This window comes from Pseudomonas sp. S36 (assembly GCF_016647875.1).
In the GTDB taxonomy this organism is placed as follows: domain Bacteria; phylum Pseudomonadota; class Gammaproteobacteria; order Pseudomonadales; family Pseudomonadaceae; genus Aquipseudomonas; species Aquipseudomonas parafulva.
Window position 1 is genome coordinate 1 of sequence record NZ_JACVVG010000010.1, and the last position, 19,399, is coordinate 19,399.

Annotated in this window: 17 protein-coding genes; 7 read left to right on the top strand and 10 right to left on the bottom strand. The window is 62.2% G+C overall.

Annotation, left to right across the window (positions count from 1 at the left end; all coding sequences use genetic code 11):
* Nucleotides 1–46: 46 nt before the first annotated feature.
* Together IAE36_RS07860 and hutC are read right to left on the bottom strand one after the other, a co-directional pair.
* Nucleotides 47–649: a HutD/Ves family protein gene (locus tag IAE36_RS07860; protein WP_201211643.1), complete on the bottom strand. Its 603-nt coding sequence runs from the start codon at nucleotides 647–649 to the stop codon at nucleotides 47–49.
* A complete protein-coding gene (gene hutC, locus IAE36_RS07865) occupies nucleotides 646–1,356 on the bottom strand; it encodes a histidine utilization repressor (protein WP_174435891.1) in 711 nt (236 codons plus the stop codon). Before hutC ends, IAE36_RS07860 begins: the two co-directional genes overlap by 4 nt.
* A gap of 143 nt (nucleotides 1,357–1,499) precedes the next feature.
* Here hutC and IAE36_RS07870 point away from each other — a divergent pair, with 143 nt between their 5' ends.
* The gene (locus IAE36_RS07870; protein WP_201211646.1) at nucleotides 1,500–2,864 is read left to right on the top strand and encodes a formimidoylglutamate deiminase; all 1,365 of its coding nucleotides are present in this window, start codon (nucleotides 1,500–1,502) and stop codon (nucleotides 2,862–2,864) included.
* Nucleotides 2,865–2,896: 32 nt separating this feature from the next.
* On the opposite strand, the gene IAE36_RS07875 is transcribed toward IAE36_RS07870, so the two are convergent.
* The 5 genes from IAE36_RS07875 to IAE36_RS07895 all read right to left on the bottom strand — a co-directional run bounded on the left by IAE36_RS07875 (nucleotide 2,897) and on the right by IAE36_RS07895 (nucleotide 8,200).
* Nucleotides 2,897–3,469: a lipocalin family protein gene (locus tag IAE36_RS07875; RefSeq protein ID WP_028631968.1), complete on the bottom strand. Its 573-nt coding sequence runs from the start codon at nucleotides 3,467–3,469 to the stop codon at nucleotides 2,897–2,899.
* Complete coding sequence (bamE, locus tag IAE36_RS07880) at nucleotides 3,466–3,720, bottom strand: outer membrane protein assembly factor BamE domain-containing protein (protein ID WP_028631969.1); 255 nt, start codon at nucleotides 3,718–3,720, stop codon at nucleotides 3,466–3,468. Before bamE ends, IAE36_RS07875 begins: the two co-directional genes overlap by 4 nt.
* A 229-nt stretch (nucleotides 3,721–3,949) precedes the next feature.
* The gene (locus tag IAE36_RS07885) at nucleotides 3,950–4,546 is read right to left on the bottom strand and encodes a DUF924 family protein (protein ID WP_201211648.1); all 597 of its coding nucleotides are present in this window, start codon (nucleotides 4,544–4,546) and stop codon (nucleotides 3,950–3,952) included.
* A 3-nt stretch (nucleotides 4,547–4,549) separates the two neighbouring features.
* On the bottom strand, nucleotides 4,550–5,560 hold the full coding sequence (locus tag IAE36_RS07890; RefSeq protein WP_028631971.1) for a class 1 fructose-bisphosphatase: 1,011 nt from the start codon (nucleotides 5,558–5,560) through the stop codon (nucleotides 4,550–4,552).
* A 189-nt stretch (nucleotides 5,561–5,749) separates the two neighbouring features.
* The gene (locus IAE36_RS07895; protein WP_201165438.1) at nucleotides 5,750–8,200 is read right to left on the bottom strand and encodes a glycogen/starch/alpha-glucan phosphorylase; all 2,451 of its coding nucleotides are present in this window, start codon (nucleotides 8,198–8,200) and stop codon (nucleotides 5,750–5,752) included.
* A 186-nt stretch (nucleotides 8,201–8,386) separates the two neighbouring features.
* Between IAE36_RS07895 and IAE36_RS07900 the strand changes: the two genes are divergently transcribed.
* Nucleotides 8,387–8,791: a YkgJ family cysteine cluster protein gene (locus IAE36_RS07900; protein ID WP_016712459.1), complete on the top strand. Its 405-nt coding sequence runs from the start codon at nucleotides 8,387–8,389 to the stop codon at nucleotides 8,789–8,791.
* Nucleotides 8,792–8,983: 192 nt separating this feature from the next.
* Here the strand turns inward: IAE36_RS07900 and typA are convergent, their stop codons facing one another.
* Together typA and thiI are read right to left on the bottom strand one after the other, a co-directional pair.
* A complete protein-coding gene (typA, locus tag IAE36_RS07905; RefSeq protein ID WP_028631973.1) occupies nucleotides 8,984–10,804 on the bottom strand; it encodes a translational GTPase TypA in 1,821 nt (606 codons plus the stop codon).
* A 127-nt stretch (nucleotides 10,805–10,931) separates the two neighbouring features.
* Nucleotides 10,932–12,386 (bottom strand): tRNA uracil 4-sulfurtransferase ThiI, encoded by a 1,455-nt coding sequence (gene thiI, locus IAE36_RS07910; protein ID WP_201211650.1) that lies wholly within the window; start codon nucleotides 12,384–12,386, stop codon nucleotides 10,932–10,934.
* 445 nt (nucleotides 12,387–12,831) lie between these two features.
* Here thiI and glnA point away from each other — a divergent pair, with 445 nt between their 5' ends.
* The 4 genes from glnA (at nucleotide 12,832) to ntrC (ending at nucleotide 18,090) form a co-directional block, all read left to right on the top strand.
* On the top strand, nucleotides 12,832–14,238 hold the full coding sequence (gene glnA, locus IAE36_RS07915) for a type I glutamate--ammonia ligase (RefSeq protein ID WP_060480774.1): 1,407 nt from the start codon (nucleotides 12,832–12,834) through the stop codon (nucleotides 14,236–14,238).
* 165 nt (nucleotides 14,239–14,403) lie between these two features.
* On the top strand, nucleotides 14,404–15,315 hold the full coding sequence (locus IAE36_RS23635) for a chorismate mutase (protein ID WP_236408724.1): 912 nt from the start codon (nucleotides 14,404–14,406) through the stop codon (nucleotides 15,313–15,315).
* Between the two features lie 256 nt (nucleotides 15,316–15,571).
* Nucleotides 15,572–16,657, top strand: a complete 1,086-nt coding sequence (gene glnL, locus IAE36_RS07925) for a nitrogen regulation protein NR(II) (protein WP_060480775.1) — start codon at nucleotides 15,572–15,574, stop codon at nucleotides 16,655–16,657.
* Nucleotides 16,654–18,090 (top strand): nitrogen regulation protein NR(I), encoded by a 1,437-nt coding sequence (ntrC, locus tag IAE36_RS07930; RefSeq protein WP_028631978.1) that lies wholly within the window; start codon nucleotides 16,654–16,656, stop codon nucleotides 18,088–18,090. The genes glnL and ntrC overlap by 4 nt, the downstream gene beginning before the upstream one ends.
* Nucleotides 18,091–18,369: 279 nt before the next feature.
* Here ntrC and IAE36_RS07935 read toward each other — a convergent pair whose 3' ends face one another.
* Nucleotides 18,370–18,807, bottom strand: a complete 438-nt coding sequence (locus IAE36_RS07935) for a hypothetical protein (protein WP_060480776.1) — start codon at nucleotides 18,805–18,807, stop codon at nucleotides 18,370–18,372.
* Between IAE36_RS07935 and trmL the strand changes: the two genes are divergently transcribed.
* Nucleotides 18,806–19,267: a tRNA (uridine(34)/cytosine(34)/5-carboxymethylaminomethyluridine(34)-2'-O)-methyltransferase TrmL gene (gene trmL, locus IAE36_RS07940; RefSeq protein WP_201211657.1), complete on the top strand. Its 462-nt coding sequence runs from the start codon at nucleotides 18,806–18,808 to the stop codon at nucleotides 19,265–19,267. The genes IAE36_RS07935 and trmL overlap by 2 nt on opposite strands.
* The last annotated feature ends 132 nt before the right edge of the window (nucleotides 19,268–19,399 follow it).

Below are 19,399 nucleotides of genomic sequence, written 5' to 3' on the forward strand. Positions count from 1 at the left end.
CGGCGCATCGCGAGCTGCGCTCGCTCCTACGTTTGTTTCGGGCCAATTATTGCTTTTGGGGTTGTACGCAAAGGTGTTCACGCCTGGTGAGCTCGATCAAGCAACACCGGCCCTGCACTTCCAGCTCCTGCAACCCTTCCCCAGGCTCCAGCCGCAAGCAGTCGTACAAATCCAACCGCTGCGTGTCCGCGCCCGTGACCGCCACTTCCACCCCACTGGCGGCGGCGAACAGCAATATCACAGACGCCGAACTGTACAGCCGGGTAGTGGCCTCCAGCCATTGCAGGCGCGCCTGATACCGCAGCGGGGCATAGATCAGGTTGAAGTCACGGATAGCGCCACCCAGCAGCGTGCAACTCACCTGGCTGGCGCCGTTGAAAGCAAACGCATCGAAAGGCAACAGCGGTCGACTGGCCTGCCCGTCCACCAGCAGGCGCATGCCCTCGCCCTGCAGCACGGTGATGACCCGCTGATAACCGGCGAAGGCAGAAAAACCACCGGACGCCTCGATATCAGCAATCGACAGCCGCCAGCCAAACCCCTCCAGGCCCTCGCCATCGTCGCGGGCGATTTCTTCGGTGAAACCGCCGCCGTTCTTCCACGGCATGCGGGGGTAGTCGCGTGCGCGCAACACCTGCAAGCGGATCATTTGCTGAATCGCCCTTCCAGGCGATGACGTGAGCCGGGGTGAATCAGCCGTGCAGCCGTGACCGGCTGCCGACCCGACCAGGTGCGGCGGCGAATGAGCAGGCAAGGTTCGCCACGCTCGATCTGCAACAGGCGGCACTCCTCAGGCTCGGCAAGAATCGCCTCCACCACGTGCTCGCCCTCGGTCAGTGGCGCGACCTGCGACAAATAGGCGTAAGGCGTCTGCCGGGTGAAGTCCTGTTTCAGGTAGTCCGGCGCGATGGCCGCGTTGACGTAGCGGTCCTCGATCTGCACCGGCGTGCCGTTCTCGAAATGCACGATCAGCGAGTGGAACACCCGCTGGCCCTCACGCATATCCAGGGCCAGCGCCCGCTCGGAACCCGCTGCTTCTTCGGCCAAGGTAATCACCTGGCAGCTGTGCTGGTGACCACGGGCGGCGATTTCGTCGGCAATGTTGTTCACTTCGAACAGCGCCGAACGCCCCTTGGGCTCGGCCACGAAGGTGCCCACGCCCTGCATGCGCACCAGCAGGCCCTCGGCGGTAAGCTCGCGCAAGGCGCGGTTGATGGTCATGCGGCTGAAGCCCAGTTGGTTGACCAGCTCGCTCTCCGAAGGCACGCGGTGATGCGGCGGCCAGCTGCCATTGTCGATCTGCTGGGCGATCATCTGCTTGACCCGCGCATACAGCGGCGCCGGGCCCTCGCCCATCTGGGCAACGAGCGCGGAGACAGGAGGTGTCGGCACGGCGTGGATCCTTGTCGATAGAAATGAACGGTAGCTTGCCGCAGTTTACCCGGCAGGCAAACAGCTGTATATGTATATACAAGCTAATAACAACAGGATTCCTGCCGATGTCCACCTACTTTGCCGAGCGCGCCCTGCTGCCCACCGGCTGGGCCCGCGACGTGCTGATCGAGGTGGCCAGCACTGGCCACATTGCCCGCATCGAGGCAGGGGCATCGCCCGCGGGTGCCGAGCAGGTGAAGGGGCCGCTGCTGCCCGGCATGCCAAACCTGCACTCCCACGCGTTTCAACGGGCCATGGCAGGCCTGGCGGAAGTGGCAGGCAACCCCAATGACAGCTTCTGGACCTGGCGCGACCTGATGTACCGCCTGGTCGGGCAGATCAGCCCCGAGCAGTTGCAGGTCATCGCGTGCCAGTTGTACATCGAAATGCTCAAAGCCGGTTATACCTCGGTCGCTGAATTCCACTACGTGCACCATGCCCCATCCGGCCAGGCTTACGACGACCCGGCCGAGTTGTCGCGGCGTATCAGCGCAGCGGCAGCCGACAGCGGTATCGGCCTTACCTTGTTGCCGGTGCTTTACAGCCACGCAGGTTTCGGCGGCCAGACACCGAGCGAGGGGCAGCGGCGCTTCATCAACACCACCGGGCACTACCTGGAACTGCAATCGCAGCTGGCCCCGCTGATGGCAGCGCAACCCGCGCAGCGCCTGGGCCTGTGCTTCCATTCGCTGCGGGCAGTAACGCCCGGGCAAATCGCCGATGTACTGGCCGCCAGCGACCCGCACTGCCCGGTACATATCCACATCGCCGAACAACAGAAAGAAGTGGACGACTGCGTGGCCTGGAGCGGCCTGCGGCCGTTGCAATGGCTGCATGAGCATGTGCAGGTGGACCCGCGCTGGTGCCTGGTGCATGCCACCCATGCCGAGCCCCACGAAGTCACCGCCATGGCCCGCAGCGGCGCAGTGGCCGGGCTGTGCCTGACCACCGAAGCCAACCTGGGTGACGGCCTATTCCCGGCGGTGGATTACCTGGCCCAGGGCGGGCGCCTGGGTATCGGCTCGGACAGCCACGTATCACTGAGCGTGGTGGAAGAACTGCGCTGGCTGGAATATGGCCAACGCCTGCGTGACCAACGGCGCAACCGCCTGTATGGCCGCGAACAACCCATGGTGGGCCGCACACTGTACGACGCGGCGCTTGCAGGTGGGGCCCAGGCGCTAGGGCAACCCGTTGGCGAACTGGCGGTAGGCAAACGCGCCGACTGGCTGGTACTGGATGGGCACGACCCTTACATCGCAACCGCGAACGGCGATGCCATTCTCAACCGCTGGGTGTTCGCGGGTGGCGACCGCCAGGTACAGGACGTGATGGTCAACGGCCAGTGGGTGGTGCGCCAGGGCCATCACGCCCAAGAAGAGGTCAGTGCACAGGCCTTTACCCAGGTGTTGCGCGAACTGTTGGGTTGAATGCAGCAGGGCTGCCTGGCAGCCCCACCCCGTCAATGCATCTTGACGATCTGCTGATCGGAAGCGCGCCAGACCAGCCGGCTGGTGTCATAACCCTGCTGGCGTGCCTTGGCCAGCAAGCTCTCCCGCTGCCAGGCCGGCAGGCTTTGCGTGCGTGACAGAATCCACAGGTATTTGCGGTCCGGGCTGCCGACGATGGCGGTGCGATAGCGGTCGTCTACGTACAGAATCCAGTAGTCGCCCTTGGCTACGCCCGGCACCAGCTTGGTGAACCAGTTGTCGAATTCTACCCACAGCTTGTCGGTGTGGCCGGGCTCCTGAACCGTGGCATGGCCCTCGGCGCGCAGCCACTCATCGCCCATCGTGCGGCAACGGTTGAGTACGCCAAAGGTGCCGTCCGGCTTCAGGTTGTAATGGGCTTCGGACTGCTCGCAACCTGCCTGGTAGCGCATGGGCAGGCGCGCCAGCTCATACCACTTGCCCTGGTAACGCTTGAGGTCGACGTTGCCAGCTGTCTTGGGTGCCAGCGGATCATGCGCAGAGCCGGCGCAGCCCCCCAGCAGCATGGCCAGGCAGACACCGATCAGCAGGTACAGACGCCTCATTTGAGACCCTGCCCGGAATACATCAGCACTTTGTCGGAGGCGTACTGCACGCTGATGAAGCTCTTCTCGTCGCCCCACGTACAGCTGCTCATGCCCAGCGCGCCGGAGCACTCGGTAGGCGTGCCGAGCAACTGCTCGACCTCGGCCTTGTTCATACCGGCCTTGAGCCTGGAATAGTTTTCCTGGTTGATCTTGCTGCAGGCGGCCAGAACGACGCACAGCGACAACAGGGCGAGGGAACGCAACGACATGAGGGACACTCCTGACAATGGACACAGGCGAGTGGCCTGCAGTGGCCTTCGACGGGAAAAACGGTCCCAGGTTCCCTGATGCAGTGCTGCGGTGGGCACCAGGTAGGTGGGCGCTGTGCGCTGGGCGCGACGGGGTGCGCGGTAGGCCCTGCGATATCGGCGCTTTTTATGGGAAAGGGGGCGCTGTGCGCCCCATCGCGAGCTGCGCTCGCTCCTACGACGGCGGGGGTCAGAAGCGGGAGCCGGGCTCCAGCAGGAAGTCCATCTCTTCGCTGGTACTCGGCCGCTCCAGCACCAGGTTGCGGTGCGGGAACCGGCCAAAGCGCTCGATCACACGCTGATGCTGCTCGGCGTAATCCAGAAAGCCTTCGAACAGGCGGCGGCTGGGCTCAGGCTGCTCTTCCAGCAGCATCTGATAACGCTCCACGCACAGGTTCTGCCAGTCCAGCACTTCGGCATGCTCCAGCACCAGCAGCACGAACACCCGCTGGATAGGCAGCAACTGGTAGTCCCAGCCCTTCTGCAAGCCTTGCATGGCCACCACCTGGGCACGACGATCGCCCTCGAAGGCACGCGGCGTGTCGCGGTAGAGCATGCGTGGCAACTGGTCCAGCAGTATCAGCAGCCCCAGCCAGCCCTGCGGGCTTTGCTGCCACTCGTCGAGCCCGCCCGCCAGGGCCTGCTCCACGAGTTCGCCGAACAGCGCGTGCGCCTCGGCATCGTGCTGTTTGCCGAACCACTGCGCGCTTTTCTCGTCAGCCACGGCCTGGGCATTGCTGCCCCAACCGAACCACCACTCCAGCAACGGCTGCCAAGGTGCGAGCATGACTTACTCCTTGTGGTAGGCGGTTACGCGCTCGACCTCTTGCTTCGAGCCGAGGATCACCGACACACGCTGGTGCAGGCTGTCTGGCTGAATATCGAGGATGCGGTCGTAACCATTGGTGGAAGCGCCGCCGGCCTGTTCGATGATGAACGACATCGGGTTGGCTTCGTACATCAGGCGCAGCTTGCCCGGCTTGCTTGGGTCGCGGGCATCACGCGGGTACATGAACAGGCCGCCACGGGTCAGGATGCGGTGCACGTCGGCAACCATCGAGGCGATCCAGCGCATGTTGTAGTTCTTCTTCAACGGCCCGGTTTCACCCGCCAGCAGCTCGTCCACATAACGCTGTACCGGGGCTTCCCAGTGGCGCTGGTTGGACATGTTGATGGCGAACTCCGCGGTGGTTTCAGGCACCTGGATGTTCTCGTGGGTAAGCACGAAGCTGCCCAGCTCACGGTCCAGGGTGAAGCCTTTTACGCCGTTGCCCAAGGTCAGGATCAGCATGGTCTGCGGGCCATAGATGGCGTAACCCGCCGCAACCTGCTGGGTGCCTGGTTGCAGGAATGCGTTTTCGTTCAGGGTTTCGTTCTGGCTCAGGTACTCGGTTGGGCAACGCAGTACCGAGAAGATGGTGCCCACCGACACATTGACGTCGATGTTGGACGAGCCGTCCAGCGGGTCGAACACCAGCAGGTAAGCGCCCTTGGGGTAGCGCCCCGGGATCTGGTAGGCGTTGTCCATTTCTTCGGACGCCATGCCGGCCAGGTGACCGCCCCACTCGTTGGCTTCAAGCAGGATATCGTTGGAAATCACGTCCAGTTTCTTCTGGACTTCGCCTTGCACGTTTTCGGTGCCCATGCTGCCCAGCACGCCGCCGAGGGCGCCCTTGGACACGTGGTGGCTGATTTCCTTGCACGCACGCGCCACCACTTCGATCAGGAAGCGCAGATCGGCAGGGGTATTGTTGCTGCGGGTCTGCTCGATCAGATAGCGACTCAGGGTAACGCGGGACATGTATGGCTCCGAATGGATTGGGGATGAAAACCCACGCAGTTTACAGGGAGAGTGACAGGCTAGCGAGTCATGAGACTCGCCACGGCTGTCAGACGGCACATCAGGTCGGTAGTTCAGCGGCCGCCAGGCCGGTGGTCGGCATCCGGGCCTTCGCGGGTTCACCCGCGAAAGGGCCGGGGCAGTAGCCGATCACTCCAGCGCCTTCCAGATTTCGGTCGCGTACTCCCTGATGGTGCGGTCCGACGAGAACCAGCCCATGCGCGCCGTGTTCAGCACAGCCATGCGCCACCACTGCTGCGGCTGGTGCCACAGGTCCTCGACACGCTGCTGCGCATCCCAGTACGCATCGAAGTCGGCGCACACCAGGAAGCGGTCGTAACCCACCAGCCCATCGATCAACCCCACATAGCGCGACGGATCATCCGGCGAGAACACCCCACCGCGGATCGCCTCCAGCACATTGCCGAGGCGGCCGGATGCTGCAATGTCCTGCTCCGCGCCAAAGTCTCCGGCACGCTTGCGTGCCTCCACCTGCTGCGCGGTAAGGCCGAAGATGAACATGTTCTCGGCCCCCACCTGCTCACTCATCTCCACGTTGGCGCCATCCAGCGTGCCGATGGTCAGGGCACCGTTGAGCCCGAACTTCATGTTGCTGGTACCGGACGCTTCGTAACCGGCGGTGGAGATCTGCTCGGACAGGTCCGCCGCCGGGATGATGCTTTCGGCCAGGCTGACGTTGTAGTTGGGCAGAAACACCACCTTGAGCCGGCCATGCACCGTGGGGTCGTTGTTCACCACCCGGGCGATGTCGTTGGCCAGCTTGATGATCAGCTTGGCCTGGTGGTAGCTGGCAGCGGCCTTGCCGGCGAAAATCTTAACCCGGGGCACCCAGTTGGTGCTGGGGTCGTTGCGCATGGCCTGGTAGAGCGCCACGGTGTGCAGCAGGTTGAGCAGCTGGCGCTTGTACTCGTGGATGCGCTTGACCTGCACGTCGAACATGGCCTCGGGGTTCACGGTAATGCCGAGGCGGTCCTGGATGATGCTGGCCAGTGCCCGCTTGCTGTGCAGCCGCTGGGCGGCGAACTGCCGGCAGAAGCTGGGCTTGTCTGCAAAGGGCACCAGGCCGGCCAGGCGCCCCTCGGGGTCGTCCAGCAGCTCGGGGCCGAGTGCCTCCACCAGCATGCCGGTCAGCTGCGGGTTGGACTGGTACAGCCAGCGGCGGAACGTGATGCCGTTGGTCTTGTTGTTGATGCGGTCGGGGTACAACTTGTGAAGCTCGGCGAACACCGTGCTCTTCATCAGTTGGCTGTGCAGCGCCGACACGCCGTTGACGCTGTGCGAGCCCAAGAACGCCAGGTTGCCCATCCGCACCCGGCGGCCGTTGTCTTCCTCGATCAGCGACACGGCCCGCAACACGTCGAAGTCATGGGTGCCTTTGGCCCGCAGGGCATCGATGTGGTAGGCGTTGATCAGGTAGATGATCTGCATGTGCCGCGGCAGCATGCGTTCCATCAGCGCCACCGGCCAAGTTTCCAACGCCTCGGGCAGCAAGGTGTGGTTGGTGTAGGCCAGGGTACCTACGGTCAGTTCCCAGGCGGTATCCCACGGGATCTCGTGCTGGTCGACCAGCAGGCGCATCAATTCAGCAACCGCAATGGACGGGTGGGTGTCGTTCAGCTGAATAGCCGCGGCATCGGGCAGGTTGAGCAGGCTGTCGTGCATGTTCAGGTGGCGGCGCAGCAGGTCTTGCAACGAAGCCGATACGAAGAAGTATTCCTGGCGCAGGCGCAGTTCCTGCCCCGCTTCGGTGCTGTCGGCCGGGTAAAGCACCCGCGAGATGCTTTCGGCGCGGGCCACTTCGGCCACTGCACCCAGGTGATCACCGGCATTGAAGCGCTCCAGGTGCAGCTCTTCCAGCGCCCGTGCACGCCACAGGCGCAGGGTATTGACGCTGGAACCGCGCCAGCCCACCACGGGGGTGTCGTAGGCAACTGCCCGCACGGTTTCACCCGGCGTCCACACCTGGCGCGCATTGCCATGGGCGTCGTGCAGCGTTTCGACGCTGCCACCAAAACTGATCGGGTAGATCACTTCGGCGCGCTCGAACTCCCAGGGGTTGCCGAAATCCAGCCAGTTCTCGGTCTGCTCCTGCTGCCAGCCGTCCACCATCGCCTGCCGGAACAACCCGTGCTCGTAGCGGATGCCATAGCCATGCGCAGCGATGCCCAGGGTCGACATGCTTTCCATGAAGCACGCTGCCAGGCGGCCCAGGCCGCCGTTACCCAACGCGGCATCCGGCTCCAGCAGGCGAATGCGCTCCAGGTCCACGTCCAGCCCTTCCAGGGCATCACGGGCGATGTCCAGCAGGCCGAGGTTGCTCAGGCTATCGTAGAGCAGGCGGCCGATGAGGAACTCGAGGGAGAGGTAATACACCCGCTTCTGGCTGCGTCGGTACGACTGCCGCGTGTGGTCCATCCAATGGTCGACCATGTGGTCGCGCGCCGCCAGGGCAATGGCTTCGAACCAGTCATGGTCAAAGGCATGCTCCGGGTCTTTGCCGACCGCGTAGGTGAGTTTATCCAGCACGGCGGCGCGGAAATCCGCGACTTCAGCGTCTCGAGCGTTGGGTTCCTGGGACATGCGGCATCCTCGGGCGAGTAGACGAAAGCGGAATGCAAATGTTGAGCCTAGACGCTTCGACCGAACACCACGGCCAGTGTTCGCGATTTTCATCAGGCACACTGCATTTGGTCAAAAGGTTGTTCATAAATTGAGCGATTCCGGTATCATCGCGCGCCCCAAGACCGTGATCCACCCTATAAAACGATGAAAACGACCCTGATCGCCGCTGCCGAAGTCGACCGCCTGGAAACCTGGCAGCGCTATGCCAGCCACATGTGTGGTGGCTGCCACTCCACCTGCTGCACCTTGCCGGTAGAGGTCAAGATCAAGGATCTGATCCGTATCGGTGTGGTGGATGAGTTCGAAAAAGACGAACCTCCCAAGAACGTGGCCAAGCGCCTGCAGAAAGAAGGCATCATCGAGCGCTTCAACCAGAAGTCCGGGATCTTCACCCTGACCCGGATGAGCAATGATGACTGCATGTATCTGGATCGTAAGAGCCGCCTGTGCACCATTTATGACAAGCGCCCGGACACCTGCCGCAATCACCCCAAGGTTGGGCCGCGGCCGGGGTATTGCGCGTACAAACCCAAGGTGGTTGGGCGCTGATCGTTAGCCTGGACCGGCCTCTTCGCGGGTGAACCCGCTCCCACAGGATCTCTGCAATGTCCAGAGCCTGTGAGGCCACTGTGGGAGCGGGTTTACCCGCGAAGAGGCCAGCCCCGACAGCACAATTTCTGAAGGCACAAAAAACGCCCCCGGCCTTTCGACCGGGGGCGTTTTCATTCAGCCTGAGCTAACTCAGTTCTTGGCTTTCTTGGCAGCGCGGGTACGCTCGCCTTCGTCCAGGATCTTCTTGCGCAGACGGATCGACTTCGGCGTCACTTCGCACAGCTCGTCATCCTGGATGAATTCCAGGGCCTGTTCCAGGGTGTGGCGAACCGGCGGCACCAGGGCGATGACTTCGTCTTTGCCCGAAGCACGCATGTTGTCGAGCTTCTTGCCTTTGGTCGGGTTCACACCCAGGTCGTTGTCACGGCTGTTCAGGCCGATGATCTGACCACCGTAGATTTCCTGGCCGTGCTCGACGAACAGCTTGCCGCGCGCCTGCAGGGTTTCCAGCGAGTAGGTCAGTGCCTTGCCGGTTTCGACCGAAACCAGAACGCCGTTCAGACGGCCAGACATCTGGCCCGACTTCATGGTGTCGTAGCGGTCGAAGATCGAGGTCAGGATGCCTGCACCGTTGGTCAGGGTCAGGAACTGGTTACGGAAACCGATCAGACCGCGGGCCGGGATGTTGTACTCCAGGCGGACACGGCCTTTGCCATCCGGCACCATGTTGGTCAGGTCGCCCTTACGCAGGCCCATCTCTTCCATGACCTTGCCCTGGGATTCTTCAGGGATGTCGATGGTCACGTTTTCGAACGGTTCCTGCTTCACGCCATCCACTTCGCGGATGATCACTTCAGGGCGGCCCACGGCCATCTCGAAGCCTTCGCGGCGCATGGTTTCGATCAGTACCGACAGGTGCAGTTCACCACGGCCCGACACCTTGAACTTGTCTGGGGAGTCGGTTTCCTGAACGCGCAGGGCTACGTTGTACAGCAGCTCCTTGTCCAGACGGTCCTTGATGTTACGGCTGGTGACGAACTTGCCTTCCTTGCCGCAGAACGGCGAGTCGTTGACCTGGAAGGTCATCGAAACGGTTGGCTCGTCAACGGTCAGCGGCTTCATCGCCTCTACCGCGTCCGGTGCACACAGGGTGTCGGAAATGAACAGCTCGTCGAAACCGCTGATGCAGACGATGTCGCCAGCCTGAGCTTCTTCGACGTCAACACGGTGCAGGCCGTGGTGACCCATCAGTTTCAGGATGCGGCCGTTGCGCTTCTTGCCGTCGGTGTCGATGGCCACAACCGGGGTGTTCGGCTTGACGCGGCCACGGGCGATGCGGCCAACGCCGATTACGCCGAGGAAGCTGTTGTAGTCCAGTGCGGAGATCTGCATCTGGAACGGGCCGTCACGGTCAACCGAAGGCGCGGGCACGTTGTCGATGATCGACTGGTACAGGGCAGTCATGTCTTCGCCCATTTCGGTGTGGTCCAGGCCGGCGATGCCGTTCAGGGCCGAGGCATAGACGACTTTGAAGTCAAGCTGTTCATCGGTGGCACCGAGGTTGTCGAACAGGTCGAAGATCTGGTCCAGAACCCAGTCAGGACGCGCGCCCGGGCGGTCGACCTTGTTGATCACAACGATCGGCTTCAGGCCGGCTTCGAAGGCCTTCTTGGTCACGAAGCGGGTTTGCGGCATAGGGCCGTCCTGGGCGTCGACCAGCAGCAGCACGGAGTCGACCATCGACATCACACGCTCAACCTCGCCACCGAAGTCGGCGTGGCCGGGGGTGTCGACGATGTTGATGTGGTAGCCGTTCCAGTTGATGGCGGTGTTTTTCGCCAGAATGGTAATGCCGCGCTCTTTTTCCTGGTCGTTGGAGTCCATCACGCGCTCGTCGTTGAGCTCGTTACGCTCCAGGGTGCCGGACTGGCGCAGGAGTTTGTCGACCAGGGTGGTTTTACCATGGTCAACGTGGGCGATGATGGCGATGTTACGCAGATTTTCGATCACAACTGTATCTCGATCAGAGGATTCGGTTGCCGCCAGTGTAGGCGGCGAATAGGTATGCTTTGCGGCTCAGCGGGCCCGCAGGTCGGGAGGGCGATGGCGGATGCTGCCGCCATACAGCCCTGGCGTCTTATGCCGGACGATAAACACGCACATTGGCATGTCCCTCACTGAGCAGGTGGTGTGCGTGCAAACGGCTCATCACACCTTTGTCGCAATACAGCAAGTACTGGCGCGTGGGGTCCAGGTGCTTGAACTTGCTGTTGATGGCATAGAACGGCATGGCCTGGACTTCGATCCCGTCGATGACCAGGGGTTCGTCTTCCTGGGCATCGGGGTGACGGATGTCGATGATGATCTGACCCGGCAGAGCCTCGGCCACTTCCTCGATTTCGATGTCCTTGCCCAGCTCGTCGATCACATGGTCGATGGAGATGAACTTGGCGCGCTCGATGGCGCGCTCCAGCACCTGCATCTCGAACTGCTTTTCTTCGTGCTCCATGCGGTGGCGTTTGGCATGGGTAGTCGGGTTCACCGAAATCACGCCGCAGTACTCGGGCATGTGCTTGGCGAAATCGGCGGTGCCGATGGCGTAGGCCTGGTCGATGATGTCCTGCTTGTGGGTGGCCAGCAGCGGGCGCAGCACCAGCTTGTCGGTAGCCGAATCGATGATCGACAGGTTGGGCAGGGTCTGGCTGGACACCTGGGAAATCGCCTCGCCGGTCACCAGCGCGTCGATGTCCAGGCGCTCGGCCATGCGCGCTGCAGCGCGCAGCATCATGCGCTTGAGGGTCACGCCCATGTAGCTGTTGTCGACCTTGTTGAGGATCTCGCCGACCACTTCCTCGAATGGCACGCTGATGAACAGCACGCGCTGGCTGCTGCCGTACTTCTTCCACAGAAAGTGGGCCACTTCCATCACCCCCAGCTCGTGGGCACGGCCGCCGAGGTTGAAGAAGCAGAAGTGGGTCATCAGGCCGCGGCGCATCATCTGGTAGGCCGCCACGGTGGAGTCGAAACCACCGGACATCAGCACCAGCGTCTGCTCCAGCGCACCCAGCGGATAACCGCCGATGCCCTGGTGCTGGCTATGAATCACGTACAGGCGCTGGTCGCGGATTTCGATGCGCACCAGTACTTCGGGGTTCTTCAGCGTGATACCGGCCGCACCGCACTGCTGGCGCAGCTGGCTGCCGACGTAACGGTCGACGTCCATCGAGGTGAAATCGTGATGGCCACCGCGCTTGCAGCGTACGGCGAAGTGCTTGCCGGCCAGCAGGTGGCCGAAATGGTGCTTGCACTTGGCGACGATATCGTCGAAGTCACCCAGTGGGTATTGCTCGACCTGCAGGAAGTGGGTGATACCCGGGGTGCAGGTAAGGCGCTCGATGATCTCGCGCTGGACCTTTTCGTCCTCGATGCGGGTGACCACTTCGAGATTGTCCCAGACACCATCGACCGCGAGCTCAGGGTCGAGGTCCTTGAGCACGTTGCGGATGTTCTTGGCCAGCTGGCGGATGAAGCGCTTGCGCACCGGCCGGCTCTTGATGGTGATCTCTGGGAAGACTTTGACGATAAGTTTCATTGGTCTACAGCGCGCACTGGGCCTGCCGAAAATGAGGGGCGCGAATTATAGCGGAAGTTGCTCAGCTTTTGACCAACTTTTGGTCAGAAGCGCCAATATTAATGCAACGCCCCTTTATTGTAGGAGCGAGCGCAGCTCGCGATGGCCCTCACACGATCGCCCTGGAGAACGCAATCGCGAGCTGCGCTCGCTCCTACATAAAGCCGTAACGCACCATTTCGGTGCAACATAGAAAAATTACGCATTTTAATAGTGCAAAGCTTGCCCTAAGCCTGTCTCCAGATGCCCAAGAACGCCTCCTTATGTCCAGACCTCGCCATTTTCGGGCACTGGCATGCAATTTGCTCCCTTGTGAGGCAGGTAAGCTTGGCCGACTATCCGCGCCCGGCAACACCCTTTTTCCAGGGCCGCGGCCAACCGTGCCCTAGACCATCCGGAGGACAACATGTCGAAGTCGGTTCAACTCATCAAAGATCATGACGTCAAGTGGATTGATCTGCGTTTCACGGACACCAAAGGCACTCAGCACCACGTGACCATGCCGGCGCGTGATGCGCTGGACGACGATTTCTTCGAAGTCGGCAAGATGTTCGACGGCTCCTCCATCGCTGGCTGGAAAGGCATCGAAGCCTCCGACATGATCCTGATGCCGGTCGACGAAACCGCCGTGCTCGACCCGTTCACCGAAGAGCCCACCCTGATCATCACCTGCGACATCGTCGACCCGTCGAGCATGCAGGGCTACGACCGTGACCCACGCGCCATCGCCAAGCGCGCCGAGGAATACCTCAAGAGCACCGGCATTGGTGACACCGTCTTCGCAGGCCCGGAGCCTGAGTTCTTCATCTTCGACGAAGTGAAGTTCCAGTCGGACATTTCCGGCTCGATGTTCAAGATCTTCTCCGAGCAAGGCTCGTGGATGACCGGTGCCGATATCGAAGGCGGCAACAAAGGCCACCGCCCAGGCGTGAAAGGCGGCTATTTCCCGGTTCCGCCGTTCGACCACGACCACGAAATCCGTACTGCCATGTGCAACGCACTGGAAGAAATGGGCCAGACCGTCGAAGTTCACCACCACGAAGTGGCCACCGCTGGCCAGAACGAAATCGGCGTCAAGTTCAACACCCTGGTGAAGAAGGCGGACGAAGTACAGGCCCTGAAATACGTCGTGCACAACGTTGCCGACGCCTACGGCCGCACCGCTACCTTCATGCCCAAGCCGCTGTACGGCGATAACGGTTCGGGCATGCACGTGCACATGTCGATCTGGAAGGAAGGCAAGAACACCTTCGCGGGCGAAGGCTATGCCGGCCTGTCCGACACCGCCCTGTACTTCATCGGCGGCATCATCAAGCACGGTAAGGCCCTGAACGGCTTCACCAACCCGTCCACCAACTCCTACAAGCGTCTGGTCCCAGGCTTCGAAGCCCCGGTGATGCTGGCCTACTCGGCACGCAACCGCTCGGCCTCGATCCGTATCCCCTACGTCGGCAGCCCGAAAGCTCGCCGTATCGAAGCGCGCTTCCCGGACCCATCGGCCAACCCGTACCTGGCCTTTGCAGCCCTGCTGATGGCTGGCCTGGACGGCATCCAGAACAAGATCCACCCAGGCGATGCAGCGGACAAGAACCTGTATGACCTGCCGCCCGAAGAGGCCAAGGACATCCCGCAAGTGTGCGGCAGCCTGAAAGAAGCCCTGGAAGAGCTGGACAAAGGCCGCGCGTTCCTGACCAAGGGCGGCGTGTTCTCCGACGACTTCATCGATGCCTTCATCGAACTGAAGAGCGAAGAAGAGATCAAGGTCCGCACCTTCGTTCACCCGCTGGAATACGAGCTGTACTACAGCTGCTGATCTGATCGGCACATCCTGCCGATACGGAAAACGAGATGGCCTCCTTGATGGAGGCCATTTTTTTTGCATTTCACACTGTGTCCTACACGGCAGGCAGACACAGCTGACATTTTGCGGTGTCACGCAGCAGCAAGGTAGACGGCCATTTCCTCAACGGGCGTCACCATGCAAAAAATCCTACCCGCGCTACTCACCGCAGCATTGCTCACTGGATGCGTCAGCCACGGCCAGGAGGCCGTCAAATCACAGGTTCTCCACCGGGCAACAGGCAGCTGGGACGGCACCCCTTACCGTCAATACCCGGCGGGGCCACCTGTGTTGTCCCTGGTGAGGCTGACCATACCTGCCAACACGACACTAGACTGGCATTGCCACAAAGCGCTCAACCTCGGCTACCTGGCTGAAGGCAGCCTGGAAGTGGAAACCCGCGATGGAAAACGAATCCACCTGAACGCGGGCGACACGCTGGCTGAGCTGGTTGGGGAAGTTCATCGCGGGCACACGGCGGGGCAACCAGCGACGGTAATGGTGTTTCACGCAGCTGATGAGACGTTGGCGTTCTCCACGCCGGAAGCGCAATGCCCAGCTCAACGACCGGCTGAAAACACCGCTCTGAATGCACTCCTCGATCTGGTGGAGAAACGCCTGACAACCGCTGAGGCAGTTGCTTTACATAAATGGGACAAGAAACAGCCCGTTCAAGCGACCGAGCGTGAGCAGCAAGTACTGGCCAGTGTCCGCCAGGCCTCGCCGGGTTTGGGCTTGGCGCCACAACGCGCCGAGGCGTTCTTCACCGACCAGATGGAAGCCAACAAGCTGGTGCAATACACCTTGCTGTCCCAATGGCACCTGGCGGGCCAGGCGCCAGACACCCAGCGCCCGGACCTGACCGAAGTCATCCGCCCACGGCTGGACGAACTGCAGGCTGACTTGCTGGCGAAGCTGGCCGCCTTCGACCAACGCCCTATACCAGGCTGCGCGGCGCAGCTGGCCGTTGCCATCGTCAACAGGCCGCTGCTGCCAGCGGCGCAACATGCGTTGATCCGCGCTACCGGCCAGCTATGCGATCGGCCGTGAACTCACTATGCTCCATTATGGTGCGCGCTAAGTGCCGTTGTACTTCGCGGTCGCCCAAAAAAGGTCGTCTGAAACGATAAACCCGAACATCTTGGTGCGTAGTCGAACCTAATAAGGCGTTTTTCGGCTTATTCCGCTTCTTTTCGGGGCCTTGGTTTGTTTCTTGCATTTTCATGGCGACTGCAACAGTGGAAACCCCGTGCCTTGCCCGGTCCACGTTTTGCCAGACAGCCCCGAAAGAGGTCGACGACGCCTTATGACCATCAGTGATGCACAGCACCGTCTGCTTCTGGACAACCTCACCACCGCCACCTTGCTGCTTAATGCCGAGTTGCGGTTGGAATACATGAACCCGGCCGCCGAGATGCTGCTGGCCGTCAGCGGCCAGCGCAGCCATGGGCAGTTCATCAGCGAATTGTTCACCGAGTCTGCCGAAGCCCTGGGCTCGCTGCGCCAAGCGGTAGAGCAGGCTCACCCGTTCACCAAGCGCGAAGCCCAGCTCACCTCGTTGACCGGCCAGACCATTACCGTGGACTACGCCGTCACCCCCATCCTGCACCTGGGCCAGACGCTGCTGCTGCTTGAGGTGCACCCCCGTGACCGGCTGCTGCGCATCACCAAGGAAGAAGCCCAGCTAAGCAAGCAGGAAACCACCAAACTGCTGGTGCGCGGGCTGGCCCACGAGATCAAGAACCCGCTGGGCGGCATCCGGGGGGCCGCGCAGTTGCTGGCGCGCGAACTGCCTGAAGAGAGCCTGCGCGACTACACCAACGTGATCATCGAAGAAGCAGACCGCCTGCGTAACCTCGTTGACCGCATGCTGGGCTCCAACAAGCTGCCGTCGCTGGCCATGACCAACATCCACGAAGTACTGGAAAGGGTCTGCAGCCTGGTGGATGCCGAGAGCCAGGGGTGCATCACGCTGGTGCGCGACTATGACCCGAGCCTGCCGGACGTCTTGATCGACCGCGAGCAGATGATCCAGGCAGTGCTCAATATCGTGCGCAACGCCATGCAGGCGATCAGTTCGCAAAACGAGCTGCGCCTGGGCCGCATCACCCTGCGCAGCCGTGCCCTGCGCCAGTTCACCATCGGCCATGTGCGCCATAGGCTGGTGGCGAGGGTCGAGATCATCGACAACGGGCCCGGCATTGCAGCGGAACTGCAGGACACCCTCTTCTACCCCATGGTCAGTGGTCGCCCGGACGGTACCGGGCTGGGCCTGGCCATTACCCAGAACATCATCAGCCAGCACCAGGGGCTGATCGAGTGCGAAAGCCACGCGGGCCATACCGCATTTTCCATTTACCTGCCCCTGGAACAAGGAGCCAACGCCTCATGAGCCGAAGTGAAACCGTATGGATCGTCGACGATGATCGCTCCATTCGCTGGGTGCTGGAAAAAGCCCTGCAACAAGAAGGCATGACGACCCAGAGCTTCGACAGCGCCGATGGGGTGATGGGCCGGCTGGCACGCCAGCAGCCCGACGTGATCATTTCCGATATCCGCATGCCCGGTTCCAGCGGCCTGGAACTGCTCGCCCAGATTCGCGAACAGCACCCACGCCTGCCGGTGATCATCATGACCGCGCACTCCGACCTGGACAGCGCCGTGGCGTCGTACCAGGGCGGTGCGTTCGAGTACCTGCCCAAGCCATTCGATGTGGACGAAGCGGTTGCGCTGGTCAAGCGTGCCAACCAGCACGCCCAGGAACAACATGGGCTGGACGTGCCACAGAGCCTGGCCCGCACCCCTGAAATCATCGGCGAAGCGCCGGCGATGCAAGAGGTGTTTCGCGCCATTGGCCGCCTGAGCCACTCCAACATCACGGTGCTGATCAACGGCGAATCGGGTACTGGCAAGGAACTGGTTGCCCACGCGCTGCACCGCCACAGCCCGCGGGCTGCCTCACCGTTCATCGCCCTGAACATGGCAGCCATCCCCAAGGACCTGATGGAGTCCGAGCTGTTCGGCCACGAAAAAGGCGCGTTCACCGGGGCGGCCAACCTGCGCCGGGGCCGCTTCGAGCAGGCCGACGGGGGCACCCTGTTCCTCGACGAAATCGGCGACATGCCAGCCGACACCCAAACCCGCCTGCTGCGGGTGCTGGCGGACGGCGAATTCTACCGAGTGGGGGGCCACATACCGGTCAAGGTCGATGTGCGCATCATCGCGGCTACCCACCAGAACCTGGAATCGCTGGTGCAAGCCGGGAAGTTTCGTGAAGACCTGTTCCACCGCCTGAACGTGATCCGCATCCACATCCCGCGGCTAGCCGATCGCCGTGAAGACATCCCGGCCCTTGCCAGGCATTTTCTGGCCCGCGCTGCCCAGGAACTGGCGGTGGAGCCGAAAGTGCTCAAGCCGGAAACCGAGGAGTTCATTCGCAACCTGCCCTGGCCCGGCAATGTGCGGCAGATGGAAAACACCTGCCGTTGGATCACGGTCATGGCCTCCAGCCGTGAAGTGCTGATCGGCGACCTGCCACCGGAGCTGTTGAACCTGCCGCAGGATGCTGCGCCGGTCACCAACTGGGAGCAGGCGCTACGCCAGTGGGCCGACCAGGCCCTGGCCCGTGGGCAGTCGAACCTGCTGGACAGCGCCGTGCCCAGCTTCGAGCGGATCATGATCGAGACAGCGCTGAAGCACACCGCAGGTCGCCGCCGTGATGCCGCACTGCTGCTGGGCTGGGGGCGCAACACCCTGACCCGCAAGATCAAGGAACTGGGCATGAACGTGGCCGGTGCCGACGACGAGGAAGGCGACGAGCACTGAAACCCACCTGCCGGGGCCATTGCGCAGCCCCGGCACCCGCCTGCACCGATCCTGTGCCCCGTGCACCGCACCAAGGCACGATCCCCCTCAAAACCTGGCAGATTCCCCCTGAAAGCCCAGTATTCACGGGCTTCTCAAAACTGGCACGACCCCTGCAATAGCCTTGGTAACTCTGGTTTCGGGGGCCCTGGTACAGGCAGGCCGGGTGACCCCTCTTTTATTCGCGACATGCTGTTTTTCGGGGGACCTTGGTACAGGCAGGCCGAGACATCCCCTCTTTTATTCGTGCAGGGTCACCTGCAGCCGCCACCGCCCCCCGGCCGGTGCGCCGGCCCACTCGCCGTGTAGGGCACGCGCAGCCACCACCGTGACCAGCAAGCCTTCCTGGCTCTGCTGCACCCGCCAGCTCGCCGGCTTGCCGTGTACCGTAAGCCGCCCCTGCCCGGCCTTGCCCGTGGCCTGAAACAGCAGCGCTACAGTGCCCTCGACGTTCTCGCCATGCAGCTTGGGTTCTTCGTTGAACCACAATGCCAGGCCATCCTGCACAACCTCGATCTGCTGCAGTTCGCGCGCTTGCGGCGCGGTGAGGCGGCCGATCATCAGCCCCACCATGACGCCGACAATCGCCAGCGACAGCATCACCCGCGGGAACGCTTTCGAACGTACATCCGGTTCAGGGGTAGAATGCCCGTCATCTTCATGCCTGGAGCCGTGCATGTTTCACGTCATCCTTTTTCAACCCGAAATTCCGCCGAATACCGGCAACATCATCCGCCTGTGTGCCAACAGCGGCTGCCACCTTCACCTGATCGAACCCATCAGTTTCGAGCTGGACGACAAACGCCTGCGCCGTGCCGGGCTCGATTACCACGAGTATGCCACGCTCAAGCGCCACCCGAGCCTCAAGGCCTGCCTGGAGAGCCTGGGCGGCCCGAGGCTGTTCGCCTTCACCACCAAGGGTTCGCACCCATTCCACGAGGTGGCCTACCAGCCTGGCGACGCGTTTCTGTTTGGGCCAGAAAGCCGAGGTTTGCCGGGCGAGGTGCTGGACAGCCTGCCCGCCGAACAACGCCTGCGCCTGCCGATGCGGCCGGGGTGCCGTAGCCTGAACCTGTCCAATACCGTGGCGGTGACGGTTTACGAGGCGTGGCGGCAGAATGGGTTTGCCGGAAGCTGATGGTTAGCCTGCAAGGGCCCTTTCGCGGGTAAACCCGCTCCCACAGAAATTCCTGGGTAGCACCATTCCAGTGGGAGCGGGTTTACCCGCGAAGAGGCCGGGACAGGCAATAAAAAAGCGCCCCGAGAGGCG